Source organism: Fusobacterium ulcerans ATCC 49185 (assembly GCF_900683735.1).
Taxonomy (GTDB): Bacteria; Fusobacteriota; Fusobacteriia; order Fusobacteriales; family Fusobacteriaceae; genus Fusobacterium_A; species Fusobacterium_A ulcerans_A.
Genome location: NZ_LR215979.1, coordinates 3,250,698 through 3,277,458 on the forward strand (window position 1 = coordinate 3,250,698; position 26,761 = coordinate 3,277,458).

At 31.5% G+C, this 26,761-nt stretch carries 23 protein-coding genes; 3 read left to right on the plus strand and 20 right to left on the minus strand.

Translation table 11 applies throughout. From position 1 onward, the window contains the following. Positions 1-408: 408 nt before the first annotated feature. From E0E45_RS14580 to E0E45_RS14670, 19 genes are all read right to left on the minus strand, one after another. Positions 409-1,224 (minus strand): EFR1 family ferrodoxin, encoded by an 816-nt coding sequence (locus E0E45_RS14580; protein WP_130891836.1) that lies wholly within the window; start codon positions 1,222-1,224, stop codon positions 409-411. 21 nt (positions 1,225-1,245) lie between these two features. Then, positions 1,246-2,583, minus strand: coding sequence for an adenosylmethionine--8-amino-7-oxononanoate transaminase (bioA, locus tag E0E45_RS14585; protein WP_130891837.1), 1,338 nt, complete (start codon positions 2,581-2,583; stop codon positions 1,246-1,248). Then, positions 2,576-3,262: a dethiobiotin synthase gene (bioD, locus tag E0E45_RS14590; protein ID WP_147391526.1), complete on the minus strand. Its 687-nt coding sequence runs from the start codon at positions 3,260-3,262 to the stop codon at positions 2,576-2,578. The genes bioA and bioD overlap by 8 nt, the downstream gene beginning before the upstream one ends. Beyond that, entirely contained in the window at positions 3,252-4,235 is a 984-nt protein-coding gene (gene bioB / locus E0E45_RS14595) for a biotin synthase BioB (protein WP_130891839.1), read from the minus strand. The genes bioD and bioB overlap by 11 nt, the downstream gene beginning before the upstream one ends. 54 nt (positions 4,236-4,289) lie before the next feature. Then, positions 4,290-5,270, minus strand: coding sequence for a biotin--[acetyl-CoA-carboxylase] ligase (locus E0E45_RS14600; RefSeq protein ID WP_130891840.1), 981 nt, complete (start codon positions 5,268-5,270; stop codon positions 4,290-4,292). A 76-nt stretch (positions 5,271-5,346) separates the two neighbouring features. Further along, entirely contained in the window at positions 5,347-5,937 is a 591-nt protein-coding gene (locus E0E45_RS14605; RefSeq protein WP_130891841.1) for a leucine-rich repeat domain-containing protein, read from the minus strand. A gap of 14 nt (positions 5,938-5,951) precedes the next feature. Then, positions 5,952-7,100, minus strand: a complete 1,149-nt coding sequence (locus E0E45_RS14610; protein ID WP_130891842.1) for a 2-hydroxyacyl-CoA dehydratase subunit D — start codon at positions 7,098-7,100, stop codon at positions 5,952-5,954. A 10-nt stretch (positions 7,101-7,110) separates the two neighbouring features. Beyond that, complete coding sequence (locus E0E45_RS14615; RefSeq protein WP_130891843.1) at positions 7,111-8,436, minus strand: 2-hydroxyacyl-CoA dehydratase subunit D; 1,326 nt, start codon at positions 8,434-8,436, stop codon at positions 7,111-7,113. A 74-nt stretch (positions 8,437-8,510) separates the two neighbouring features. Next, entirely contained in the window at positions 8,511-9,311 is an 801-nt protein-coding gene (locus E0E45_RS14620; RefSeq protein ID WP_130891844.1) for an acyl-CoA dehydratase activase, read from the minus strand. A 28-nt stretch (positions 9,312-9,339) separates the two neighbouring features. Beyond that, on the minus strand, positions 9,340-10,569 hold the full coding sequence (gltS, locus tag E0E45_RS14625) for a sodium/glutamate symporter (RefSeq protein WP_130891845.1): 1,230 nt from the start codon (positions 10,567-10,569) through the stop codon (positions 9,340-9,342). 18 nt (positions 10,570-10,587) lie between these two features. After that, positions 10,588-12,345 carry an acyl-CoA carboxylase subunit beta gene (locus E0E45_RS14630; protein WP_130891846.1) on the minus strand — a complete coding sequence of 586 codons (1,758 nt, stop codon included), beginning with the start codon at positions 12,343-12,345 and terminating at the stop codon, positions 10,588-10,590. A gap of 24 nt (positions 12,346-12,369) precedes the next feature. After that, a complete protein-coding gene (gene gctB, locus E0E45_RS14635) occupies positions 12,370-13,167 on the minus strand; it encodes a glutaconate CoA-transferase subunit B (protein WP_130891847.1) in 798 nt (265 codons plus the stop codon). Position 13,168: 1 nt separating this feature from the next. Beyond that, on the minus strand, positions 13,169-14,134 hold the full coding sequence (gene gctA / locus E0E45_RS14640) for a glutaconate CoA-transferase subunit A (RefSeq protein ID WP_130891848.1): 966 nt from the start codon (positions 14,132-14,134) through the stop codon (positions 13,169-13,171). A 71-nt stretch (positions 14,135-14,205) separates the two neighbouring features. Further along, entirely contained in the window at positions 14,206-15,348 is a 1,143-nt protein-coding gene (locus E0E45_RS14645; RefSeq protein WP_130891849.1) for a sodium ion-translocating decarboxylase subunit beta, read from the minus strand. Positions 15,349-15,362: 14 nt separating this feature from the next. Next, entirely contained in the window at positions 15,363-15,770 is a 408-nt protein-coding gene (locus E0E45_RS14650) for a biotin/lipoyl-containing protein (protein WP_130891850.1), read from the minus strand. Between the two features lie 31 nt (positions 15,771-15,801). Beyond that, complete coding sequence (locus E0E45_RS14655) at positions 15,802-16,116, minus strand: OadG family protein (protein WP_130891851.1); 315 nt, start codon at positions 16,114-16,116, stop codon at positions 15,802-15,804. Between the two features lie 37 nt (positions 16,117-16,153). After that, on the minus strand, positions 16,154-18,160 hold the full coding sequence (locus E0E45_RS14660; protein WP_269472039.1) for a BglG family transcription antiterminator: 2,007 nt from the start codon (positions 18,158-18,160) through the stop codon (positions 16,154-16,156). Positions 18,161-18,299: 139 nt separating this feature from the next. Continuing rightward, entirely contained in the window at positions 18,300-19,784 is a 1,485-nt protein-coding gene (locus E0E45_RS14665; RefSeq protein WP_130891852.1) for a S8 family serine peptidase, read from the minus strand. A gap of 83 nt (positions 19,785-19,867) precedes the next feature. Beyond that, positions 19,868-20,863, minus strand: a complete 996-nt coding sequence (locus E0E45_RS14670) for a 2-hydroxyacid dehydrogenase (RefSeq protein WP_130891853.1) — start codon at positions 20,861-20,863, stop codon at positions 19,868-19,870. Between the two features lie 459 nt (positions 20,864-21,322). On the opposite strand from E0E45_RS14670, the gene E0E45_RS14675 reads away from it, so the two are divergent. Next, positions 21,323-22,585 carry a Glu/Leu/Phe/Val family dehydrogenase gene (locus E0E45_RS14675; RefSeq protein WP_130891854.1) on the plus strand — a complete coding sequence of 421 codons (1,263 nt, stop codon included), beginning with the start codon at positions 21,323-21,325 and terminating at the stop codon, positions 22,583-22,585. A 139-nt stretch (positions 22,586-22,724) separates the two neighbouring features. On the opposite strand, the gene E0E45_RS14680 is transcribed toward E0E45_RS14675, so the two are convergent. Continuing rightward, on the minus strand, positions 22,725-23,183 hold the full coding sequence (locus E0E45_RS14680; RefSeq protein WP_130891855.1) for a GNAT family N-acetyltransferase: 459 nt from the start codon (positions 23,181-23,183) through the stop codon (positions 22,725-22,727). Between the two features lie 350 nt (positions 23,184-23,533). Here E0E45_RS14680 and E0E45_RS14685 point away from each other — a divergent pair, with 350 nt between their 5' ends. After that, positions 23,534-25,081 (plus strand): Na+/H+ antiporter NhaC family protein, encoded by a 1,548-nt coding sequence (locus tag E0E45_RS14685; protein WP_130891856.1) that lies wholly within the window; start codon positions 23,534-23,536, stop codon positions 25,079-25,081. Further along, on the plus strand, positions 25,078-26,748 hold the full coding sequence (locus E0E45_RS14690; RefSeq protein ID WP_130891857.1) for an amidohydrolase: 1,671 nt from the start codon (positions 25,078-25,080) through the stop codon (positions 26,746-26,748). The genes E0E45_RS14685 and E0E45_RS14690 overlap by 4 nt, the downstream gene beginning before the upstream one ends. Positions 26,749-26,761 lie beyond the last annotated feature (13 nt).

Sequence of the window (26,761 nt, forward strand, 5' to 3'; positions counted from 1 at the left end):
ATACAATAAAGTAATAGAAAATGATCTTATTTTATTTTTTAAATTCTATAGAATATAGAGTTCTCTTTTATGTATAAACACGAACAATACCCTTATAATATAGGCTATTTTAAAGGGTTTAATACTTTTTTTGAATTTTATTTTTAAAAAAATTAAACTTGAAATTTCAAAGTTTAAAGAGTATAATTACATAACATAAAAGTTCGTGTTTATACATATATGCGAACTATTTTTAATAATTGATTTAAAGAGCATTTTCAAGCAAATTCTTTTTCAAAGTTATGGCATAAAAAAGCTCCGTTGCCAGCGGAGCTGATTTTCAGAAAAATATGAATATTTTTCTATATTACCTCCTCTATTTTAGACAACTAAGATGGAGGATAGTTTTTTAATCCATTCTAAAAGTCTTTATACAAAATATTCTGGCTCTGCTCTTCTAGTATATTCTTCCTCTAATTCATGTTGATGATACAAATATCCTGCATCTTCATAATATTTTGCATTTTCAGGACATTTCTTAATACAAGCACAACATTTGATACAAATTCCTGGAACTTCCCTTACATTTTCAAAGGAAATTGAACCCATAGGACAAACTTCTGCACAAATTTTACAGTCTGTGCATTTATCATTTGTCAAAGGTTTTACCTTACGTATATCCACAGGATTTCCTTTTCTATCCCGTGGTTGATAATACCAGCGATAAGGCTCTGGAGTTCCTTTTACTTCAATTAAAGTCTTATCTTCTGTTTCCACTTTCTTTACAATTTTTTCTGCAAATTCCATAAGAATCTGCATATCCTTTGTATCTGGTCTTCCTGCTCCTAAAATTCTGGAAAAAGAGTGTTCTCCAATAAAGGCTCCTGCTGCAATTGGATAAAATCCATCTTTTGCTAAAATATCTCGAAGCTCTATCAAACAATCATCATAGTTTCGATTTCCATAAAGAGAAATAGGAACTGCTAAAGCTCCTCTTCCTTCTATAGTTGCCAAATATTTTAATAAAACATTTGGTACCCTTCCAGCAATTGTAGGTGTTCCAAAAACTACTAGATCTTCTTTTTGAAATGGACTCTTTTCTAGTCTTGCTTTGGGAAGAGTAAAATCAAAGCAACAGAATTCTGCTTCTAATTTTTCTGCTAAGAATTTTGCAAGTCCACATACTATTTTTTCTGTTGTTCCTGTTCCACTAAAATATGCAGCCCATACTTTTTTAACTTTCATTTTAACTCACCCTCCTTTCTTCTATATTGTTTGTAAAAATTCTTCGATTGATTCCTGACAAACCTGCAGCATTATTTCTATTTCTTCCTCTGTAATGATATAAGGAGGCATAAAATAAACAATATTGCCAATTGGTCGTATTAATACTCCCTTTTCTAAAGCAAGAGCAGCAATATGACGACCAACTCGTTCGATTCCTTTGATTTCTTTTAATTCAATTGCTCCTATCATTCCTAGATTTCGATAGTTTTTTATATAATTTTTTTCATGAAAGTATTCCTTCATCTTCTCCTGTAGAAATTTTCCCTTTTTTTCTACCATATTCATAATATTTTCTTCTTTAAAAATTTTTAAAATTTCTACTGCAATTCTACATCCCAGTGGATTTCCAGAATAAGTATGAGAATGTAAAAAAGATTTTCCTTCTTTATAGTCTGCATAAAATGCATTGAAGATATCACTTGTAATACATACAAGAGCAATTGGATAATATCCACTGGATAATCCTTTTGCTAAACACATAATATCTGGAGTAATCCCTGCATGTTCACAAGCAAACATTTTTCCTGTTCTTCCAAATCCCATTGCAATTTCATCATCAATTAAATGAATATTATATTTTTTTGTCAATTCTCTTACTTTCTGCAAATAATAGCTGGAATACATCTTCATTCCTGCTGCCCCTTGTACCATAGGCTCTATAATCATACATGCTATTTCCTGATGATTATTTTCAATTAAACTTTCCAGCTTTGAAATACATTCCTGCTCATATTTTGAATATTCTTCTTCTGTCATTGTAGAATCTAAATATGGAACTGGAACTTTTCTTCCTTCTTGAATCAAAGGTCTATAGGTCTTTGTGAAAATATCTACATCTCCCACACCAAGAGCTCCTATAGTTTCTCCATGATAGGCATTTTCTAGTGAAATAAATTTTGTTTTTTGTGGATTTCCTGTTTGTAAATGATATTGAAAACTTAATTTCAGAGCCATCTCAATACAAGAAGAACCATTATCTGCAAATAAAAATTTATTGATTCCTTCAGGTAAAACCTCTACTAAATTTTCACATAGCTCAATTGCTGGTTCATGTCCAAAATTTGCAAAAATAACATGTTCTAAAGTGTTAATTTGATTGTAAATTACTTTATTAATTCTAGGATTAGCATGTCCAAATAAATTAACCCACCAACTAGAAATACAATCCATATATTTTTTTCCTGTTTCATCAAATAAATATAATCCCTCTCCCTTAGTAATAATTAAAGGTGGTGTTTCTTCAAAATCTTTCATTTGAGCACAAGGATGAAATATATATTTTAAATCTTTCTCTTGTAATTGACTTCTTTTAGCCATTTGCTTCTCCTTTTAAAAATAAATTTAACTTCTTCTCCTGAATTTCTCTTGTATTTTCCAATATAATTAAATGATTCTTTGTAGGAGAATGTTTTAAAATAATCTCAATATTGTCTTTCTCATAGATTTTACTTTCCTCTGTATCCTTTACTCTATTAAAGAGAATCCCATGAAGAGAAATCCCTAATTTTTCTAAAGATTCTATTGTTAATATAGCATGATTAATAGAGCCAACTTTTGCACTACTTACTAAGATCACAGGAAAGCCAAAGTCTTTAATCAAATCATAAATATGATATTGATCACGAATCAAAGGTACTTGTAACCCTCCTGCTCCTTCAACAATTAAATAATCATACTGTTCACAAAGTTTTGTAAAATGCTTTTTGATTTTTTCAATCTCAATTATTGTTCCTTCTAATTCACTTGCTAAATGAGGAGAAACTTCTGCTTCTAAAACATAAGTAACCATTTCTTCCTGATAATCCATTCTCTCAATTTGACATAGAGATAAGACATCAGGGGCATATAGTTTTCCATTTTTAGAAATTCCTCCACTTTGGATTGGCTTGTAATACATGCCTTTTTTCTTTCGCACTCCATGATATAACAAAGTACTACAAAAAGTTTTTCCAATATCTGTATCTGTTCCTATGACAAAATACCCTTTAGTATTCATATCCAAGTTCCTTAATCATTTTTTTGTCACTTTCTATTGTATTTCCTGTTGTAGTTAGGAAATTTCCAGTTAAAGCAGAGTTAATTCCTCCTTCTAGTCCTAACTTTGCATATTCTCCCAATTTCACTCTTCCACCTGCATATCGAATTGATACTTTTGGTAAAATAAATCTAAAAATGGCAATATCTTTTAATAATTCTCTTGGATCTACAGCTTCATTCTTTTCTAAAGGTGTTCCAGGAATTGGAGTTAAAATATTAATTGGAATAGAATGAACTCCTAATTCTCGTAAATCAAAAGCCATATCTATTCTGTCTTCCTCTGTTTCTCCTAATCCAAAAATACCTCCACTGCATACTTGCATTCCAACTTCATGTGCATATTTAATTGTATTTACTCTATCATCAAAAGTATGAGAAGTACAAATTGTCCCATAAAATCTTCTTGAACTTTCCAAATTATGATGATAAGTTTTCACTCCTGCATCTTTTAATTTTTGAAGAGCTTCTTTAGTGCATATTCCATGTGAAGCACACAAATCTAACTTTGTATTCTTCTGTAAATATTGATAAATTTCTGCTAGTTGATCTAATTCCTTTTCTCCTCCATTTAATCCTCTTCCACTTGTTACCAGGGAAAATCTATGGGCTCCTTCTGCTTCCACTTCTTTCGCTGCTTCCAAAGCTTTTTCTTTCACTACTAAAGGATAAATTTCTGCTGCTGTTTTAAAATGAGCTGACTGAGCACAATATTTGCAGTTTTCTGAGCATCTCCCAGACTTTGCATTTAGAATAGTACATAGATTAAAAAAGTTTCCACAAAATTTTTCTCTAATTTCATTGGCTGCTTTTAATAATTCATGTAAATCTTCCTCTTTTTCTATTGATAAACTTAATAATTTTTCTGCATCTTCTCTCGTTATTGAATATCCATTTAATACCTGTTCTTTCAATTGATGTACAAACTCTCTCATGCTTCCTCCCTAAATTTTAATTCCCTGTTTCTATGCTACCATATTTGTACCTTCTCAAACAAACATTTTTGCAATTTTCTTAATTCTTTCCTCTGAATAGTTCTCTAACGGAAAGATATTTGGAAAATCTAAGAAAGACTTTGCCTGATATTTTTTCATTGCTTCTTCTAAACTTATATTCTTTTCTACTTTCAAATGTAAAGTTTCCAGTTTTTCCATCCAATTTTCATTAAATTCTCCAACTAGACATATAATAACATCATAGCTAGCTTCCTTTAAAATATAAGCTTTTGCAAAGCTTTCTATATTTGCTTCTAAAGGAAAGATAAGACGTTCTCTGATTACTTCTCCCATTGCAAAACTTTTTATCTTTCCATCAGACATAATCTCAATTTCACCCTCATTATTAATCTGCTGTACAATTCCTTCTATAAAAAGATTTCCTGCTCTTAAAGCAACTCTTTTTCCATATAAATAATTGATTTTATTAATTTCTGTCAAAATCTCTTTCCAATTCCCTGAGGTATATTCTTTCCAAAGAGTTCGAAACTGTTCTACTACTTCCAAAACAATATCAGGAATAGAATACTCCTGTTCTCCTAATTCTTGTAAAGAAATTGCTATATGTTTAATTTCTAAAGGAATCTGATTATTAATATTTAATCCTATTCCAATTAAAAAGTCATTTTCTCGCCTTTCTACTAAAATTCCTCCTAATTTCTTACCTTGTAAATAAATATCATTGGTCCATTTAAATTGATATTCTGCTTTTTTTATTTTTTGAAATGCCCGAATAGCTGCAAGCCCTACTAACAAAGGTAGTTTCATATAGTTAATATTTTCTTCTTTTTCCTGTTTCCTAACAAGAAAAGTAAATAAACCCATTCCCTCAGTAGAAATCCAAATATTTCCACGTCTTCCTTTTCCAGCTGTTTGGTTTTTAGCAAGGACAATATCATAGTCTTGAAATTTTTTTCGATTTTCCTTCATATACTCATTTGTAGAATCCAGAACATCAAATTGATATAAAGCCATAAGTCCCTCCTATCTTCTATTAAAAAAGAGGTTGTCCATTTTAATAATAAGTCAGCCTCTTTTTCATTTTAATTTCCTATTTTAATTCTGTATTTTCCTCGAAAGCTTTTGCATGTAAAAATTCTATAGATTTAGGAATCTCTATTTCTGTGATATTATTTTTACAAAATGCGTACATATTTATTTTTTTGATAGTTGCTGGAAGACTTAATGCTGTTAATTCATTTTTATAAAAAGCTGAAGTGTCAATAACCTCTAATGATTCTGGAAAAGAAATTTCTTCTAATTCATTCAAAGCAAAAGCACTTGGTTCAATAATTTTTACTGCTTTTCCAAATTCTACTTTCTTCAATTTATTTCTATAAAAAGCAAATCCTTCAATTGTAACTAAAGAGCTTGGTAATTTTACTTCTATTAACTTACATACTCCAAAAGCGTCATATCCAATACTTTCTACAGTATCAGGAATAACAACAGAAGTTAATCCTCTTCTATAAAAAGCATTATCTCCAATTCTTTTAATTGCTACACCTTCAGGAGTTATTGGAGGAATTACCATATCAGTGAAGCCTTGTGTCTTGACTTTGTCTTTTCCTTTATCTGTCATTCCTTTCAGCTCATCACCTTTAAAAATAAAATCATCATTTTCCCATATATTTTGACTCATTTCCTCTACCTCCCCTACATTCTATTTAATTGTACAATTTCATTGAAAGTTTCTAATTGTGTTTTTACTTGTCCAAAATCTATCATTTGCTGGTCATATCCCATTTTGATAAGCGGAAGGTTTTCTGCATCAAAAATTTGTTTTAATGAAGGATATTCCATTTCTTCTGTATCGTTGAAGTTCATCATAAATAACAGACATCCATCTGCATTGTTTTCTTTTACTAAGTTAACAACATATTTTGGTCTTTTGTAAATATCTGGATCATATAGAAGAGGATCTTCATCCATTCTTGCAAATTGATCTGCCAGAGCTAACATAGGATCTTCTATTGATAAATCAATATCTACCTTTAAAGCTCTTGATTCATGAGCTACATCATCTGCAACAATACATATTTTATAAGCATCAAATACTTCTAATAATCCTGGAGTATCTGTAATAATTCCACTTGTTACTACACGAACTCCATCCCATGATTCTTCTGGAAGGGCCTCTAATTTTGCATTTAATTGTTTTAATAAAGCTGTGTGTTCATCTTTTAACATAAAGTATGAACTTTTTAATACATAACATCTGTCAGATGCTTTAACTGTTTGTGGATGTTTTGCTGCTAACTTGATAAACCTTCTTTTTTCACTTCTATTTTCATTATAAACTTCAAAAGCTTTTTTCAAGTTTTCATCTGTAACTGTTACTCCACAAATTCTTTCTAATTCTTCTTTTGCTTTATTGAAAATTCTTGCATTGTAAGTCTTCCCAAATTCTTCTTTTCTATGTTGTCCATGGTTTAAGAAAATCATAGGAATTTTTTGTCCTACACCCACTTTATAGTTTTGTGAAAATGGTCTTAAAGTATCATCTAAAGTTGTTACAATAGAAGCTGATAGTCCATCTAAAGTTCCATCTAAAGCCATTTCTAAACAACGTAATGCCAAAGAGTAGTAGAATGTTGGGAAATATGCTTTTGCTCTTTCAATAGAACCTTGTCCTCCCCATACACCAAAAGGTACAATCCCTGCTGCATACACAATTTCTTCTGGAGCATAATATGGGAAAACTCCTACTGCTTTTTTTCCTTCAGCAAGATATTTATCTAATTGCTTTCTAGGATTATTTGCATAATATTTAAATTGTTCTAACAATTCTTTAATTTCGTCCATTTTTATCCTCCTATTTTAAAGTTGGTTTTGTCCAATCTGTTTCTTTTGTATTTTCGAAGTTTGTATATACATCTTCACCTTTTTCTATTTTTTCTTTTTTTCTTTCTTCCATGATTTCTACTAGACCTTGCACTCTTGTTTTATATTGCTCAGTTGAGAAGTTTCTTTCATCTGCCTGATCACCATCAAAATTTACTACTGGAATTCCTAAATCTTCTCTCCATCTTCTTTCAATTTCTGGCATAGCTCCACTCCATGGCTTACAACTACGATTATAGTTTACTAAAGCTCCGCTGATACCATTTTCTTTTGCCATAGTTTCTCTCCATTCTACCCCTGTTTCAATACATACAGAGCAAGGAGCTTTACAATAAGCTGCTGCCATTTCTCTTACATTATTATATCTAAATCCAAATGCTGGAGCATATACAACTGCTGTTACATTTACTCCATTGTCTTTCAATGGTTCATATAGATGTCTAAGTCCTGGCCAACAAGGGATTCCTTCAAATAAAATTCTATGTTCTTCTGGATATTCCCAAGTTGAAGTTCCTTCTTTTATAGATTGTTCAAATTCTTGTGCCAGCAATTCAAATCCTATAGCTGCCTCTTCTTCACATCTTGCTGCTACAATGTCTGCCATATGGTTAAACAGATCAAATCCACTCAAAGGAGATGGTTTATAACTCATGTAAGAACATGATTTTAGCCATGCTGCTGCAGTTCTGTTAGCTCTTGTACAAGCAGCTTCAAATTTCTCTTCATTAAATTTCTTTCCAGTTAATTCTTCCAATTGTTTGATTGCATAATTAAATTGTCCAATCAAATAATCCACTTTTTCTTCTGGTACATCTACTGTATTTGAAAATGGAATATCAATCATAATTAAAGGAATATTATGCATTCTTGCAATATTTTCATACCATTTTGTCATCATATTACAAATATTATTGCAGCAAAGCAAAAAATCAGGTTGTGGCATTCTTCTTGCATCTGTTGGTTCTCCAGCTGCATAAGCTAAACTTATTCTTGCATAACCACAAATATCATTATCATATCCCATATCTTCTGCTGCCTGACATAATCTTAATCCATCTTTTTTTGCTGCTGTAGATGCTGCATGATTTTCAGGATAAACAACATTTAAATCAAATGCTTTTGCTAATTCAATTGGAAATTTAGAAGAGCTCCACCCTACTAATTCCCCTCTTCTCTTAGCTTCCCAAGCTTCTGCATATACTTTATCTACTACTTTTCTTAAAATAGCAGCAGCAGGTTTATGTCCATCAATTGCTCTTGGTTTTTTATTAGGTAATTTTTCCATTTTTCCAGCCATTTCAGTTTCCTCCTACTTCTTTTTTTATAAATGAAAGAACCTGCTCGTGAAATACGAGCAAGGTCCACCTCATATTATTTATTTTTTTCTGCATTTAAACATTTTTGATAAGCAAAAAGTGCTGCTCCTATTGCTCCATTTAATTGGCAGTATTCACTTGTATAGATTTTAAAGCCAATATTCTTTTCAAGAGCTCTTATCATTCCATGATTCAATGCTACTCCACCAGTCATAACAACTTGATCTTTGATTCCTACACGTTTTGCTAAACTTCCTACTCTGCTTGCAATAGATGTATGGATTCCTTTTACTATATCTTCAAATTTTGTTCCTTTTGCTAATTGAGAAATGACTTCTGATTCTGCAAATACAGTACAAGTAGAACTAATTATAACATCCTCTTTAGACTTTTCATCAAGAGTTTCTAAATCAGATAAACTGACTTCTAAAACTTTAGCAATGACATCTAAAAACCTTCCTGTTCCTGCTGCACATTTATCATTCATAACAAAATTTTCCAGTATTCCATTACTTCCAACACTTAATGCTTTTGAGTCTTGTCCTCCAATATCAATAATTGTCCTTACCTTAGGGAAAAGAAAGTAGGCACCCTTTGCATGACAAGATAATTCTGACATTTGCAATGGCACTTCTTCCAATGAGTTTCTTCCATAACCAGTAGCTACAGCACAATCTAACTCATCAATTGAAGAAAATCCTGCCATTTCTAATACCTCTTTAATAGCCCGAGCAGGTCCACTTGTCCCTGTTCCAACTGCAATTACAGATTGCGAAATAATTTCTTTTCCATCTTTTAAAATAATAGCCTTTGATGTAGTTGATCCCACATCAACTCCCATTGTAAATTTACTCATTTTATGCTCCCTTTTTTCTTTGTAACTACTATCCTATTCCAAGCATAGCCTTTGCAATATTTAAGAATTTAGTAATAATAATTGCATTGGAAATATTACTTATAAATCCTCCAATTACTGGAACAACAAAGAAGGCTAGTTTAGAGTATCGATACTTTTTACAAACAGTCTGCATTGTAGTCATAGAAACAGGAACAGCTCCTAATCCGAATCCTGTATGTCCTACTGCCATAACTGCTGCATCATAGTTTCTTCCTAACAAGTTGAAAGTTAGGAAATAACAGAAGAATATAATAAAGATTACTTGAACAAATAATAGTATAATTAGAGCAAATCCTAATCCAGATAATTGCCATAATTTCATTGAAATAATAGACATTGAAACAAATAATCCCAATGAGAATTCTCCAACTGTATCAATTGCCTCATACAACACTTCATGGTTTCCAGCTTTTTTATCATAAAATAATCTAATTAAAATTCCACCTAACATACAGCTTACATGAATTGGAAAACTGATTCCAAATTTTTTCAAAACCAGAGTTGATACTTGCCCAATTCCTAAAGCAATACACATTAAAAACATTGCATTAACAACACTGTTTTTATCAATTGGCTGTGTAGGAGCTGCTTCTCCTAATTCTGAAGTATCATCCTTCCCATCTAAAGCTGGATCTTCCAGCTTATGTCTTTTAATTATAAAGTTTCCAAAAGGTCCTCCTAAAATACATCCTGAAATCAAGCCAAATGTTGCAGCCGCAATAGCTACTTCCATTGCTGCACTTGCTCCAGCTTCCACTGCAATTGGAGCAAAAGCTGCTGCATTTCCATGACCTCCTGTCATAGGAATACTTCCTGTCATCATTGAAATTAATGGATTTACTCCCAATAAATTACCAACAAACAGTGCTAAAGCATTCTGACATGCTGCTAAAACTGCTGCTAAAATAGCAAAAATGACAACTAGTTTTCCACCTTTCTTCAATAAAGATAAACTGGCTGCTGCCCCACTTGCAGCAAAGAAAATACAATAGAATAATGAATTTACTGCTTTAAATTCAAAAGTTAACTCTGCTACATTAGAATAATATAAAATCAAGGAAATTGCTGCAAATATTGTTCCTCCAACTACAGACGCTGGTAGACAATACTTCTTTAAGACAGGAAACACTTTTCTAAGAAAATTTCCTAAGTAAATTGCTAAAACTGCTAAAGCCAATGTTTCAAACATGCCTAGTTGTAACGCCATTCTTTCCATATGATTCCCCCATTTATTTTATTTTTTTGTAAATGTATTGTATTCTCTAATGGCCCTTGGTAAAAGCATTTGATGAAAAGCACAAATTGCTTTTGGATTTTGATAAACAGAATTTACAAATGCTATCATATAAGCTCTAATATCGTATAGATTTACGATTTCATCCACCATTCCAGTTTCTGCTGAATACCTTGGAGTTGATTTTTCTTTATATTCATTAATTAGTTTGTTCATTTTTTCAATAGTTGCAGTTAAATCTTTTCCCTCTTTTTTATCTTTTACTAATCTTCTTGAATACATTGCAGTTGCTGCTGTTTCTCCATTCATTACATTAATTTCAGTTGCTGCAGTTCCTAATGAGAAAGCATTAGTCGAATTTCCTTGAGGTCCTCCTAATACATAGTGAGCTGCTGCAGTTCCTTTTCTCAATGTAACTTCCATTTGAGGAACTTTCGAATTTTGGATTGAATAAATCAAAGATTGTCCTAATCCTAGTAATTCAGCTTTTTCTGCTTCATTTCCTACATCTATTCCTGTAGTATCCTGTACCCAAATAATTGGTAATTTATCTCTTGAACAAAGAGTTACAAACTCATTCATTTTTATAAGACCTTGTCTGTATAATTTCCCACCAATTCCAATTCCATTTTCTTTATATTCAGGATATTTCATCAACAATCCTTGGAAATTTGCAACAATCCCTACTAAAAGTCCATCTATTTTAGCAAGTCCAGTTACAATTTCAGGTCCATATCCTTTTTTATATTCACTAAATTCACTATTATCCACTAGTCTTCCAATAACATCATAAATGTTGTATATTTTCTTTTGATTCATTGGAATAATAGAATATAAATCATTTGGATCTAATGCAGGTTCTGCTGGTTCGTCTACTCTAAAGAATTCTAAATCATATGCTGGTAAGCAATCAATATAATTTTTGATTCCTTCTAATACACCAACTTCATCACAATATACTTCTCTGAAAAATCCAGTTTCATCATAATGAATAGATACTGTTCCTGGAACCTCTGCTCCTTTTGCTTTTTCAGTTGCTTCTATGATTTGTTCTGCTCCCTCTTGATCAATATATCCTTTAGGATTCATTCCCCCAACAATTCCAGCTCCTCCTACTGCCATATTTGCATCTTCGTGAGCAATCAAGATAGTTGGACTGATACTATGGTATCCCCCACCAGCTGGATTTGTTCCATAAATTCCTACAATAACTGGAATTCCTAATTGCTGTAATTCTGCATTTCTATAGAAAGGAGTTCCTCCCCCTCTTCTGTTTGCATATACTTTTTCCTGCTCGTCTAATTTTACTCCACTGCAGTTTAAAATATATACTAAAGGAATTCCTAAACATTTTGCAGTATCAGAAGCTCTTAATAAATTTTCTGCTTGCCCTGGAACCCAAGCTCCAACAATTTTTTTATTATCAGAGGCAACTACTACTACCCATTTTCCATTTATTCTTGCCAATCCTTTTACAATTCCTGTTCCAGTTGCAAATTCTTGTGGATTGTAAAGGCTGTTTAATGGACACCAAGTTCCCTCATCAATTAATTCTGCTATTCTTTCTAAAGCCGTCATTTGTCCTTTTTCAGCAATTTTTTCATCAGGAGTTCCTGCATCATGCATCTCATCTATCAATTTACTTATTTCTTCTTCTACATCTTTTACTAACTTTTCATTTTCTTCATCAATTTTTGTTAATTCTTTTCCAATTTGTTCCATATTCTGGAAATAATTAGGCATTGAGTAATTTCCCATATATTATTCTCCTTTCATCTCTTTTTATTCTGCTACTGGCACTTTAATAAATGCTTGCCCTGGATCAATTTCTTCTCTAATCATTTTAATAACTTCTTCACTTGGTGCTTCTAATAAAACAGCTCTTGAAGTATCAATTTCAAATCCAGTATTTTCAATAATCTCCTCAATAGATGAAGTTGGATAGTATCCAGCTAGATACATTCTTTTAGTTTCCTCGTCAAACCTCAATACTCCTCTGTCAGTTACAACAGCAACTGGACCTCTATTTCCAGTAAGTCCTAACTTCTCTCTTCCTCCTGGTCCATCTCCCCATCCTACACTTGTTATATAATCAACTTTATCCATAAATCTTCTTTTTTCATGCTGCATCATAATTACAGTGTTAGAATATGTTGCAATTGCATTTGCTCCTCCTGATCCTGTAAATCTTGTTTTTGGACGATAATAATCTCCAATGCAAGTTGAATTTACATTTCCATAAGGATCAATTTGTGCTCCTCCAATGAAAGCAATCATTCTGTCATTTCCATTTAATAATTCATTTGCTTCAAATCCAATAAAACGAATATTTGGCCATTGAACTCCACAGTGAGCCATTAATCTATTATCCCCAACGCTTCTAGGTACTTCAATTGGACTGCAGTCCATAAGTCCACTTTCCACAATTAGTTTACAATTTGGAGCAAAGATTCTTTTTGCTAAAGAGGCTCCAATCAATGGAAGTCCTGTTCCTACAATTACAATCTGTCCATCTGTGATTTCTTTTGCAATAGTAATTGCTTGCATTTCTTTATTGGTATAATTTTTATAATTTACCATCTTATTTTGCCTCCTTTACTAGTTTTGCAGCATATCCGAATCCTGGTACTACTCTCAATTTTGTTAATCTGCTCGCTCCTAGTTTATCAATATATTCATCATTATTCTTGATGTCATATACCCATTCTTGTAAAAAGGCTTTAAAGTCTTCTTCTGTTTTTGTTACTGTGTCATACATCTTGAAAAAATTAGCATCATAGTCATAGTAATTATAACATTGAGAAGGATGTGCCCCAAATGGTACATGAACTACTGCGTCTACACAGAATTGAGGAATAGAGTTTTTACTTGGCTCTTTTCTAATCTCCTCTTCTGTTACTAATTCTTCACAAGTTACAATACATCTTTTTGCTGCAATTGCAATATCAATATCATGGAATTCATCTCCTTCAATAGAACAAGTTCCATTTATTGAAGCTTTTTGCACATGAATAACTGCTACATCCAACCTAGGTACTGGTACTGCTATTACCTTTTCTCCTGGAACCAAAGGATTTTCTATTTCTACTAATTTATCATTTGGCAGTTTTGGATCTTTTTCTCTTACTTCTTTACTAATTCCCCATTTGTTTACTATATCTGATCCTTGCATTAATTTTACTGGTAAAAATGGTAACCCTAATGATGAAGCATGAAGCATATACATAACAACATCTTGAGAATAGTCTTCTAAATTCATTTTCCCAACTTTTTCTACTTCATGTCTAAATCTTCTGCATACATTTGTGTATCCTGAGTTTGCGATATAACAGTTGATAAAGTTTTTTACTCTACCTTCTCCAATCAACATATCCCAATCTCCACCTGCTGGTCCAGAATATCCTGTAAAATCTCCTAATCCTTGTCTTAAAATTTCATACACTGCTGCATATGGTTTTCTATTAGTTGTAAAACCACCAATACAAATACTGTCCCCTGATTTTACATAAGTTTTGACTGCATCATGCAATGACATTACTTTACTCACAGTAATCTCCTCCTAAATTTTTTTATCAATAATTTTCACTGTGTTATATATAGACTAAAATTTTTTTAATATTATTTTCCAAAAATCAGCATAAAATATCCTGCTGCTACTGCAGAACCGATAACTCCTGCAACATTTGGTCCCATAGCATGCATCAATAAGAAGTTTGTTGGATTTTCAGAAGATCCAACTGTTTGAGACACTCTGGCAGCCATTGGTACTGCAGATACTCCTGCTGAACCAATTAATGGATTGATTTTTCCACCTGTTATCAGATAAAGAACTTTTCCAAGTAAAACTCCTCCAACTGTTGACATACAGAAAGCAAATAATCCCATACAGATAATTGCAATTGTTTCCAAACGTAAGAATAATTCTCCATTTGCTGTTGCTCCTACTGTAACTCCCAACATAATTGTTACTATATTAATTAATGCATTTTGAGCAGTATCTGAAAGTCTTTGAACAACTCCAGATTCTTTAAAAATATTCCCTAACATTAGCATACCTAGTAAAGGAGCTACAGAAGGTAATAATAAAGATGTAAATAAAACTGTTCCAATTGGGAAAACAATTTTTTCTATCTTACTGATTTTTCTTAATTGTTTCATTTTTACAGCTCTTTCTTTTTTTGTTGTCAAAAGCTTCATAATAGGCGGCTGTATTAAAGGAATAAGCGCCATATAAGAATATGCTGCCACTGCAATTGGCGCTAACAATTCTGGTGCCAAGTTATTTGCCAAATAGATAGAAGTTGGTCCATCGGCTCCTCCAATGATTGCAATTGCTGCTGATTGCTTTGCAGAAAAGAAAGGCAGAGCATTTGCAGCCATAAAAGTTATATAAATTCCAAATTGTGCTGCTGCTCCCAGCAAGAGACTAATTGGATTTGCAATCAATGGTCCAAAATCTGTCATTGCTCCGATTCCCATGAAAATCAAACAAGGGAATAGATTACTCTTAATTCCATTATAAATAATTCGTAAAACCCCAGATGCATACCAAGGATCTGCTTCATTCATCAAACCAGCTAAAGGCAGGTTAGTCAAGAAAACTCCAAAGGCAATTGGCAACAATAGCAGAGGTTCAAATTGTTTTACAATGGCTAAATAAATTAAAACAAATGATATGAGAAACATTACTAGATTTTGCCATGTTAATGCAACAAATCCAGATTTTGCCATCATAATTTCTAAAATTTTAACAAACTCCATTATAGCCTCCTCCGTTATTTAATTTCTACCAATACTGCATCAGTATCAACAGTATCCCCTTTTTTTACTCTAATTGCAGATACTGTTCCTGTAAACTCTGATACAATTTCATTTTCCATTTTCATTGCTTCTAAAATAACAACAACTTGTCCTTCAGATATGCTGTCTCCTTCTTTTACTTTTATATCTAGGATAACTCCTGGCATAGGACTTATAACTGCACTTCCCCCTCCTGCATTTGATGCTGCTGGAGCTGCCGCTGATGGGGCTGATACTGGTGCTGCTGATACTGCTGGTTCTGTTTCTACTCTTGTTTTTACTCCTCTTTCCATTTGTTTTCTAGATAAAGATGATGATTTTCCATCTACTCTTTCTACCTCAACTTCATATCTTTCTCCATTTACTGTCACTACATACTTCATAATCTCTTCTCCTTTCATGTTTTAAGTTTTTTTAAATCTTTTGAATGCTTGTAATAATAAATTTATCTACTGGCTGTTTCATTTCTTCACTGATTGCAGCTGTAATTACAGCAATTTTTACATCTTCTTTATTATCTTTCTTAGGACTTGCTGCTGGAGCTGATACTGCTGCTGTATTTTTTGTTGTATCTGCTGGTTTGATTAAATTCTTTTCCAACACTGAAATTATTCTTGATACTACCATAACGAAAATGGCTAAAAAAATCAAAGCTATAAATACAATAACCATTCCTATCAATGAGCTGAATAAGCTTTCTAGAAAACCAATGTACTCTGTTGTAATCATTTCTTTCCTCCTTATTTGTTATTTACTTAAATATTTTTTACTTAAGTATTTTTTCCTGTTTTTTTAACTTTTGTTCAATTCTTTCTTCTTCAAAATAATCATTTAACTGAAACAGTAAACTCTGATCCTCTGAATCTCCTTTTGGAGCAAAACATACAAAATACTTTATCTTTTTCTGCCTTACCAATAAAGGATGTTTTACTTCTACTAGAGAAAAACCTGTTTTAATAACATTTTCTTTTGGTTCTGTATAAAAAAGAGCTGTTTTTTCATTTAAGAAAAATATCAAACTATCTTCTTCCTTCTTATTTACACTATCCTCCATGTATGATTTTTTGATATACTTTTGCTTCCATAGAATTTCCATTCCAGCCCTGACAGCTTCTCTCCACTCAACAGCATTAATAGAAGTTCTTATATTTTTAGAAATCTTCAATTCCTCTTGAGGCTCCTGTTCTCTCTCATCTAGTATGTTATTAGGAAATGTATGGAGTAATTCTTCACGCAATTTATTTCCATTCCAATTTTCACTATCTATATTTTTTTCAATTAATCCCATCAATTTTTCCAGAGGAATCTTTTTATCTTGAGGCAGAAGTTCAAATTCTTCCAAATGAGCTTTATCTACATCTGTCAAAATAGGATTGACTTGACATACTGGATATGGCAAATTCATCTGTGTTAAATCTAATGTTGTAACCAGCAAATCAATTTCTTCTCCTTGAATTTTATCCAGTTGTTTAACAGAAACTACTTCTATTATTTCTACTAAAAACTCTTCCTCTAAACGGGCCAATAGGAAATTGGTTAAATTTCTTTTGTAGGAAGAAACCACTACTATTTTTTTTGCCTGCTTAATACGATTTCGCAAAGCAACTTCAAATATTGGTACTAAAAATCCAATCTCATTATCAGATACTTCTAGATTTAATAAAGCTTCAAAACTATGAAAAGCTTTTTTCAAATAGTGGAAAGTATCTTCATATACCAACTTTACTTCTTTTAAAACACTATTTTTCAATTCAATTTTTTTGGAACTTCTATAAATAAGCGGCTTGATATAATATAAAATATCATCCAGTAATCTTCTGTTTCTTACAAGCTGAACTTGCTTTAAATGCTCAAACTCTTTAATTAAACGATAAACTCCAAGTTCTATTTCCAGCCAGTTACGATGTCGTGAAAAAATTTCTTTTTCATCACAAGAAATACGCAGTAAATAGTCTGTTAGGAAATAAAGCTGTGTTTCTGAAAACTCTTCAAAAGTTTTCTGTAAAATTTTAAATTCCCTTGTTTCTCTTAATACTTTTCTATTTAAAACACCTAGTTCTTCTGTATTTAAACTTCGCAACTTTAAAACAGAAATCAATAATATTAATAAGTTTAATGTTTCATCAATATAAGGCAGATCTATACTTTTAATTTTTTGATAACTATCTTCCAAAACTTCCAAATACTGTTTTGTCAATTTTTCAGAAACTCTTTTTTCAAAATAGCTAGTATTTTTAAAACTTACCTTGCCATCTCCTTCATCAAAGATAACATATTCATATAGAAAAATTGATAAGTAGTAAATCAAATCACTGTTTTTATAACTTAAATGGTATTTTTTATTATTATATTGCTCCAAATGAATCCCCATTTTAGATAGCTTTGGACTTAATATTTTAATATCTGCTCTCAATGTAGATTTACTTATCTGTAGTAAATCTGCAAGTTCTTCAATTTGAAATTCATCTTGTTGAAGAATACTTTCTAAAATCAATAAATCTATTCTTTCTTTTTGTTCATAAATATAGTTATATTCATTCAATCCTTTAATCAGTGAAGAAATATCTTTTTCATCCAGAAGGCAGAATATTTTTCTTTTTTTTATAAAAATTTTTTCCTGACCTAGATTCTCATTTAACTCTTCAATTTTATATCTAATGCTTCTTTCTGTTTGATTAAATATATTTGCGATTCGCTTTAAATCGTCCTCTTTCTTTAACTCTTTTAAAATTTCAAAGTGTTTTTTATTTAGTGCCAAAGAAATTCCCTCCAAAAATAAAACATTATTTTTACTTATGAAACTATTATTTCATTTTTCCCTTTCATTATACAACCTATTTTCTAAAAAATGTAGTTTTAATTTCTTCACTTTTTTGTGAAATTTCAAATTCAAAAAATCTTTTTTCACTTTTTTATTTTTGAAAAATAAAGCAATACGAAAGTCCTCTATCTTTCACTTTATATTTATCTCTCCTCCATCTCTTCGAAAAAATAATTTCTATTTCTCCCTCTTCTTCCTCCATAGGAATTTCATATTTTTTCAAATTGTTAAGTCTGTCATACTTTCCAAAAAGATTATTTTCTTCATATTTTTTTCCATTTTTTTCAAAACTTAAATCAATATCACAAAGAACATAATCTTCTTCCTGATAATAGTCTAAAATGATATCAGATGCCAGAGTACATAGAATTTTTCCATTTCTATAAGCTAGTGTTATCCTCTCTTCTTCTAATAAATACCCTTCTAAAACATATGAGTTTTCATATTCTTTCTTAATACCATCAGTATCTTTAGGACATCCATAACCTAAAAAATATTTTTCACCATGACTTGCAGTTTGTATTACCATTGCTTTCAGAAAAAGAGCTGAAGCATTTTCTTTCCAAAAAAGAATATTTCCCAACAGAGAAGTCATACGAGCTGTGGCAAAACTTGTTCCAAAAGAGCTTACAATTTCACCCTTTGGTGAAAAAGAATATACTCCTGCTACTTTTCTTTTTCCATTTGCATCCCAGAAAACGTCTCCTCCATACATTGCAATATCTGGTTTTTCTAAAATTTTATGCCCCTTTCCACTTAAACTGAAACTAGAAACCTCCCCTTCTTGATTACATGAAGCAATCACTAAGGAACGGATTGTGTCAGAACCTTGTAAAATACTCCCTTTTTCCTCTTTATCCTTTATAAATTCTCCATTTCCACAAGATTTGCAAATAATAATATCATATTTTTCCTGCAAATAATCCAATAGCAATCCAAACTCAGAGATTCTTTCTAAATCAACAGCAACTCGAATACTAATTGCCAAATTCCATATTTTAATCCAAGGATGATCCTCAACTGCTTTTCTCAGTCTAAACAAAAGTTCATCTTCTTCCAATTGACAAAGACTAAAATCTGGTATAATAGCTGCATCATAAATTTTAATTTTCTCTCCTGCAATCCATTTTTTATCGCTTAATTCATCACCATACAAGATTACTCCTGCCACAAAATTTCCATGAGTAGGATGCTGTCTTTCAGGGCAATATTGTTTTTCATCTCGATATATCCAAGAAGACAGCATTTCAATATTTGCAATTCCATTATCCAAAACTCCAACTACAGGATACTTTTTATTAACAGAAGCTTTTTCAAAAGGTGGCATTTGTGCCTCTATAGAATGAGTTTGAAAATTTAAAAAATAATGATGCATTACTTCAATTTTAGAAATTTCTCTTCTTTGAGAAATTTCTTTTAAAATATCCTCACTAGGTTTTTCAATTTTATAAATAATATATTCAGGAAAATATTCTTTTTTTTCAAAGAAGATTCCTTTTTCTTTTAACTCTTCTTCCCAAGAGCAGCTATCTGCTCCTTCTCTTAATTTTATTTTATAGTGTTGTTTTGATCCCATTTTATTCCCTTTCTTTCAATTTCAACTTTTTTATTTTAAATGAAAGGGAGCTTTGCCTCTACAAACCTCCCTTTTTATAAAATTTATTTTATTTTATTCTTACAATCTCCAGTTTCCAGGTATTCTTTTATATTATCAAATGTTGTTTCTATCATATTTAAAGCAGCTTCGTCAGTATAAGATCCTACATGTGGAGTAATCAACACTTTTGGATACATTTGTACTAATTTTTCAAAGTCTGGATTTTCTAATTCATTATTTCCAAAATCTTTGAAGAAAATAGATACTTCATTATCCAAAGTATCAATTCCAGCTCCAGATACTTTTCCACTTTCTAAAGCTTCTACTAAAGCAGCAGTATCTACTAATTCTCCTCTTCCTGTATTGATTAAGATAACTCCATCTTTCATTTTTGCTAAAGTTTCTTTTGTAATTACTTTTCCATTTTCCTTGATATAAGGAGCATGTAAAGTAATAATATCAGATTTTTCTAATAATTCATCCATAGAAACTTGTGTTACAATATCTTCTACCCCTGTTTTAGGAAATAAGTCATATCCAATCACATTTGCTCCTAATCCTTTGAAAAGTTTTGCAGCTGTCATTCCAATTCTTCCTAATCCAACAACACCTACAGTGCAGTTTCTTACTTCTTTTGAGAACATTTGTTTATCTACAGTAAAGTTTCTATCCTTTGTTTTATTTACAGTATAACTTATATTTCTTAATAGATTCATCGCTAAGCTCAGTGCTAGTTCTGCAATTGCATTTGGAGAATAGAAAGGAACATAGGCAGTTTTCATTCCTAATTCTTTTGCATAAGGAACATCAATATGATTTACTCCAACAGTTCTTGTCAAAACATACTGTACTCCCATTTCTTTATAGATATCCAGTCTTTCCTTTGTAGCAAAACAGTTCCCTCTCAATACTACAGCATCATTTCCAAGAGCTTTTCTTGTTGTAGCTTCATCAGTCAGATATTCTGGAATTAAAGTCATATCATAGCCAAATTTCTTATTTACAGCTTCAAAAATAGGTACCTCTACATCACGAACTCCATAAAAAATCACTTTCATTATAATTCCTCCTTCAATTTTTAAAACACTATTGTTTTTATTTACAATTTTATTTAATCACTTATATCATTTTTATTTCATTTCGTCAAGATAGCATACACTTAAATTTCTTTGCTTCATTCCCCTTAATATTTGAAGTTTACTTATCATATTTTTCTATTTTTTTATTATTTATATTTTTTAATGAGAAAAATTATATGGTCTTTCAAAATTTTATTTCAATCTTAATATACTAAATATATTTAATAAATTTAAAATATACTCATAAAAAAGCGAACTTTTTAACAAAATAATATATTTTATATATTTATATCATATATTTCTTTTCTTAATTTTTAAAATTCATTTATTGAAATTGACTATTTTTCTTTTATCGCTATAATTATAATACAATGTAAAGGGCAATGACACAATAAATTTGGAATCTATATTTTATTTAATTATTTTAAGGAGGATTTTATGGTAAAAGAAACTTTAAACCCACTATTGAGCGCTCAGGCACAAGTTAAAAAAGCATGTGATGCTTTAGGTGCTGATCCAGCTGTATATGAATTGTTAAAAGAACCTCAAAGAATTATTGAGATTTCTATTCCAGTAAAAATGGATGATGGTTCTCTCAAAACATTTAAGGGATACAGATCAGCTCACAATGATGCAGTAGGACCTTTCAAAGGAGGAATCCGTTTTCATCAAAATGTAAATGCTGATGAGGTAAAAGCTCTTTCTATGTGGATGAGTATTAAATGCCAAGTAACTGGAATCCCTTATGGTGGAGGTAAAGGAGGAATTACTGTTGATCCTTCTGAATTATCTCAGAGAGAATTAGAACAGCTTTCTAGAGGATGGGTACGTGGAATGTTCCGCTATTTAGGGGAAAAAATGGATATTCCTGCTCCAGATGTTAATACAAATGGACAAATCATAGCATGGATGCAAGATGAATACAACAGATTAGCTGGGGAACAGACAATTGGAGTATTTACTGGTAAACCTCTAAGTTATGGGGGATCTGCCGGGAGAAATGAAGCTACTGGATTTGGTGTTGCAGTAACCATGAGAGAAACTTTCAAAGCATTAGGAAAAGATCTGTCTAAAGCAACTGTAGCTGTTCAAGGATTTGGAAATGTTGGAAAATTCAGTGTAAAAAATATTATGAAATTAGGTGGAAAAGTTGTATCAGTTGCTGAGTTTGAAAAAGGAAAAGGAGCTTTTGCAATATATAAAGCTGAAGGTTTTACTTTTGAAGAACTAGAAGCTGCCAAAGCTGAAGGAAGTTTGACAAAAGTTCCTGATTCTAAAGAAATTACTATGGATGAATTCTGGGCATTAGATGTTGATGCTATTGCTCCATGTGCTCTGGAAAATGCAATCACTGCTAAAGAAGCTGAATTAATTAAAGCTCTCCTAATCTGTGAAGGAGCTAATGGACCAGTTACTCCAGAAGCTGATGAAATTCTTTATAAAAAAGGTATCATAGTTACTCCAGATATTCTAACAAATGCTGGAGGAGTTACAGTATCTTATTTTGAATGGGTACAAAACCTATATGGATATTATTGGACAGAAGCAGAAGTAGAGGAAAAAGAAGAAAGAGCTATGGTAGATGCTTTCAAACCAATTTGGGAATTAAAAGTGGAAAAGAATGTTTCTTTCAGACAAGCTACATATATGAAATCTATTAAAAAAATTGCTGAAGTTATGAAAATTAGAGGATGGTATTAATTAAAGTATTAAAAAATAAAATATCTAAATAATTACAATATCTGAAGGAGAGAGTTATGCAACTCTCTCTTTCCTTTATTTCTCTGTAATCAATATTTTTTCTTCCTCTTAATATTAATTAAATAATTTTTATTCCAGTCTATTTAATTTTCATTTCCATTATAATCTCCCTATCTTCATCCATTTCTCCTGTTTCCTTAAATCCACAAGTAGAATATAATCTCATAGCAAGTATATTTTCTGGTTCAAAAGATAGATTTATTTTTTTGACTTTTTCTTTCCTAAAAAACTCAATTATCTCTTTCATAGCTTTCTTTCCATAACCTCTTTTTTGATAGTTTCTATCTATCATAAAACGGCATATCCAATACTCATCTTTATCTTTTTCCATATTAAGCATAACAAAACCTATGAGCATCTCTTCAGCATATATTCCAAAAAGTTTAACTGTTTCCCTGTAGATATATGCCTGTGCTATGGAATAGATATTTGAAGCAACAAAAGCGCTCTGTTCCTCATTGACTTCCAACTTAATACATTCATCATAATTATCTTCATTGATTTCTCTTAAAGTAATTACTTGATTTGATTCACTCATTTAATTCCTCCTGATTTAATCTAATTTTTTCCAAAAATATATATGATTTTCTATCTATTTTTTTTATTTTCATAATAATCCCCCCTTTTTCTTACAACTTTTATCTTATTAAATTGTAGCAGATCAATCAAATATTTACAATTTTTTATATATTATCTAAAATTTTTATTTATATTGTTAATATTCTTTCATTCTATTTTTTTTATATAATTACCCTAAAAAAAAGTTTTTATTACAAACTTTTAAAAAAATTTATCTTGACTTTACTACATTTATAAATTATAAATATAGTAATGACTACATTGGTTAAATTTAATAACTTAATATCTAAAATCAAGGAGGGCAAAATTATGGAGTACGGAATTTTATCTGTCATCCCACCGCTAGTAGCTATTATACTGGCACTGGTGACAAAACAAACAGTTTTTTCACTTTTTTTAGGTCTGTGGATTGGTACTACAATCATCTCTGATTGGAATCCTATAGTTGGATTTCCAAAAATGATTTCTGATTTTTTTATTCCACTGATTGGAAACAGCTGGAATGCAGGTATGATAATGCTTATTGTATCTTGTGGGGGATTTGTATATTTGATAAAGGTTTCTGGTGCTGCAAAAGCATTTGGAGATTATGCTTCTAAGAGAGTAAAAACAAGAAAGGGCGCTCAGCTTACAGCTTACTTTGCAGCATTTGCCTTCATTTTTACAGAACCTACTCTTACACTTGGGGCTATTATGAGACCAATAACTGAAAGACTTAGAATATCTAGAGTTAAACTTGCTTATATTTGTGATGTTATGGGGTGTCCTTTTGCGACTCTTTCTCCTATCACAAGTTACAGTACTTATGCAATTGGGCTGATAGCTACTCAGTTTGCTATGTTAGGGATAACAGATAATCCTTGGACTACATATCTGAAAGCTATTCCATACAATTTTTATGCTATGTTTGGTATGCTTGCTCTATTCTTTGTTATTATATTCAATCTGGATATAGGACCTATGTACAAAGCTGAAAAGAGAGCTATTGAAACTGGAGAACTTATAGGAGAAAATGACAACCCAATGGGAAAATACGATTTGGATGAAGAAACTTTATTTAAAGATTCAAACATAACACTGGCTAGTTTTGTTATTCCACTTCTTGCATTATTTGCTACATTGATAGCTATGATATTATGGACTGGAAAAGCTGGTGAAAATGGTATAGGAGGAGCTTTTGTTAATTCAAATATATCTCTTTCTATCACTACTGGGTTTTTAGTTGCTTCAATAGCTGCTGGAATAATGGGTGCAAAGGCTAAAATATTTAAATATGCTGACATTGTTCCTATGTTCTGTAAAGGAGTAGCTTTAAATTCTGACATTCCAATCATATTGGTATTAGCATGGTCTATTGGTTCATTGACAGGGGTTATGGACCTTAAAGGATATTTAATAAATATAGTTGCACATTACAATATAGCTGCTGGTCTTATGCCTGCATTCCTGTTTGTAGTTGGTGCTTTTGTTGGTTTCTCTACTGGAAGTTCTTGGGGTGTATGGGCTATAATCATGCCGATATCTCTGCCAATAGCTCACACATTTGGAGTACCAATGGAACTTATGATAGGGGCTTCTTTAAGTGGGGGAGTATTTGGAGATCACTGTTCTCCTATATCAGATACAACTATACTTGCATCTACAGCAGCTGGTTCTGACCATGTGGAACATGTAAAAACACAGCTTCCTTACAGTATGACTGTCGGAATATCTTCAATTGTAGGTTTCCTTGTAGGTGGACTTATTTCTCCAATACTAGGACTTATAGTTACAGCAATATTAATAGTAGCAGCTCTTTTCATATTTTCTAAAATAGCTGAAAAAAGAAATGGTAAAATTTTAGGAGGAGTACAATGATGAATAAATCAAAAATATATTTTCCAGATTATATCTTCTATAATGGGAGTGTTCATACAGTAGATGAAAAAGACAGTGTTTATGAGGCTGCAGCTGTATCAGGTAATAAAATAGCAGCAGTTGGAAGCAATGATGAAATACTGTCAATGAAAACTGAAAATACTGTACTGATAGACTTAAAAGGAAGAAGCCTTATCCCTGGTATCAATGATGCTCATAATCATGCTTGGGAAACTGGTTTAATGCTTGAGGGAATTGTCCTTTTTGGTATTGACAGTATGAAAATGCTCCAAGAAAAGATTATAGAAAGAATAAAAGAAGTTCCTGAGGGAACATGGATACAAGGAGGCAGCTGGATAGAATCTCAATTTGAGGAGAACAGAGCTCCTAATCGTTATGATTTGGATGTTGCATCTCCTGATAATGCTGTTGTATTGGAAAGAATATTTGGAGCTTGTTCTGTAAATTCTAAAGCATTAAAATTAGCTGGAATCACTAAAGATACTGTTGATCCTCCAAAAGGGCATATAGAAAAAGATGAAAATGGAGAACCTACTGGTGTCCTTCATGGAAATGCTGTTCTTTTAGTTAGAAAAGTTATGCCTGGTCCTTTTGGAAGTGATGATTTTGGAGCAGGAGAAGGAGAGCCTTCTATTCCTGTATTAGAAAAATCTATATCTCTTGCAATAAATGAATATAATAAATATGGAATTACAAGTATTACAGAACCAGGAGTAAGTTCTGGAGTATGTAAAGCCTACCATGATTTATTAAAGAAAAATGAACTTAAATGCAGAATAAATCTTATGCCTAATTGGCATGGATTTACATTGCAGCAAAATGAAAAAGAACTTGATCAGCTTCTTAATGATTATAATTTCTCTTCTGGTTATGGAAATAACTGGATACGTTACTCTTCATTAAAAATGGCTATAGATGGAGGCCTTACATCTATGACAGCTCTAAAATCTTGGAATTATAAAGGGGAAGATTCATTGAGAGAATTTCCATTAAGATTGGATATCACTAAACTTGATGAATATATAAAGTCAGCTCATGATTCTGGGTGGGATATAGGTATCCATGTAATGGGAGATATTGCCATAGATAAAGCTGTAGATGCTATCTACAAAGCTGTGAAAGCTAATCCTAGAAAACATCAGCACTCTATAATACATGCTTATTATCCAAGTGAGGAAACTCTTAGAAAAATGAGTGAAGTAGGAATAATGGTAGCTGCACAAGCCAGCTTCATCTATGTAGAAGCAGATGGATATGATTCTCTGCTCCCTAGAGATAAGCAAACATCATTTACTCCATTAAAGACTTACAAAGATAATGGAATAATAGTTTCTTTAACTACTGATATGCCTTGTTCAAATCTGAATCCATTTATAAATATGTATGCAGCTGTAACTAGAAAAGGTTCTAGGGGATATTCTCTTGGAGATGAAGAAAAAATAACTAAGGCAGAAGCTCTCAGAATGATGACATATAATGGTGCTGTACTTAATGGAGAAGAGAAATTCAAAGGAAGTATAGAAGCTGATAAATTAGCAGACCTTGTAATTATAGACAGAGATCTTTCTCAAGTACCAGATGAAGAGATAAAAAATATCAAAGTTGATTTCACTATGCTTGATGGAAAAATCATCTATCAAAGATAGAGAAGTTGAGGAA

Bases quoted from the DNA above. Each gene is read 5' to 3' on its own strand.
- E0E45_RS14670 (WP_130891853.1), bottom strand. From the start codon at position 20,863: ATGAAAGTGATTTTTTATGGAGTTCGTGATGTAGAGGTACCTATTTTT.
- E0E45_RS14580 (WP_130891836.1), bottom strand. From the start codon at position 1,224: ATGAAAGTTAAAAAAGTATGGGCTGCATATTTTAGTGGAACAGGAACA.
- E0E45_RS14655 (WP_130891851.1), bottom strand. From the start codon at position 16,116: ATGATTACAACAGAGTACATTGGTTTTCTAGAAAGCTTATTCAGCTCA.
- bioA (WP_130891837.1), bottom strand. From the start codon at position 2,583: ATGGCTAAAAGAAGTCAATTACAAGAGAAAGATTTAAAATATATATTT.
- bioB (WP_130891839.1), bottom strand. From the start codon at position 4,235: ATGAGAGAGTTTGTACATCAATTGAAAGAACAGGTATTAAATGGATAT.
- gctB (WP_130891847.1), bottom strand. From the start codon at position 13,167: ATGGTAAATTATAAAAATTATACCAATAAAGAAATGCAAGCAATTACT.
- E0E45_RS14620 (WP_130891844.1), bottom strand. From the start codon at position 9,311: ATGAGTAAATTTACAATGGGAGTTGATGTGGGATCAACTACATCAAAG.
- E0E45_RS14675 (WP_130891854.1), top strand. From the start codon at position 21,323: ATGGTAAAAGAAACTTTAAACCCACTATTGAGCGCTCAGGCACAAGTT.
- E0E45_RS14665 (WP_130891852.1), bottom strand. From the start codon at position 19,784: ATGGGATCAAAACAACACTATAAAATAAAATTAAGAGAAGGAGCAGAT.
- E0E45_RS14690 (WP_130891857.1), top strand. From the start codon at position 25,078: ATGATGAATAAATCAAAAATATATTTTCCAGATTATATCTTCTATAAT.
- E0E45_RS14600 (WP_130891840.1), bottom strand. From the start codon at position 5,270: ATGGCTTTATATCAATTTGATGTTCTGGATTCTACAAATGAGTATATG.
- E0E45_RS14650 (WP_130891850.1), bottom strand. From the start codon at position 15,770: ATGAAGTATGTAGTGACAGTAAATGGAGAAAGATATGAAGTTGAGGTA.
- E0E45_RS14645 (WP_130891849.1), bottom strand. From the start codon at position 15,348: ATGGAGTTTGTTAAAATTTTAGAAATTATGATGGCAAAATCTGGATTT.
- E0E45_RS14630 (WP_130891846.1), bottom strand. From the start codon at position 12,345: ATGGGAAATTACTCAATGCCTAATTATTTCCAGAATATGGAACAAATT.
- bioD (WP_147391526.1), bottom strand. From the start codon at position 3,262: ATGAATACTAAAGGGTATTTTGTCATAGGAACAGATACAGATATTGGA.
- E0E45_RS14685 (WP_130891856.1), top strand. From the start codon at position 23,534: ATGGAGTACGGAATTTTATCTGTCATCCCACCGCTAGTAGCTATTATA.
- E0E45_RS14610 (WP_130891842.1), bottom strand. From the start codon at position 7,100: ATGGACGAAATTAAAGAATTGTTAGAACAATTTAAATATTATGCAAAT.
- E0E45_RS14680 (WP_130891855.1), bottom strand. From the start codon at position 23,183: ATGAGTGAATCAAATCAAGTAATTACTTTAAGAGAAATCAATGAAGAT.
- E0E45_RS14605 (WP_130891841.1), bottom strand. From the start codon at position 5,937: ATGAGTCAAAATATATGGGAAAATGATGATTTTATTTTTAAAGGTGAT.
- gltS (WP_130891845.1), bottom strand. From the start codon at position 10,569: ATGGAAAGAATGGCGTTACAACTAGGCATGTTTGAAACATTGGCTTTA.
- E0E45_RS14615 (WP_130891843.1), bottom strand. From the start codon at position 8,436: ATGGCTGGAAAAATGGAAAAATTACCTAATAAAAAACCAAGAGCAATT.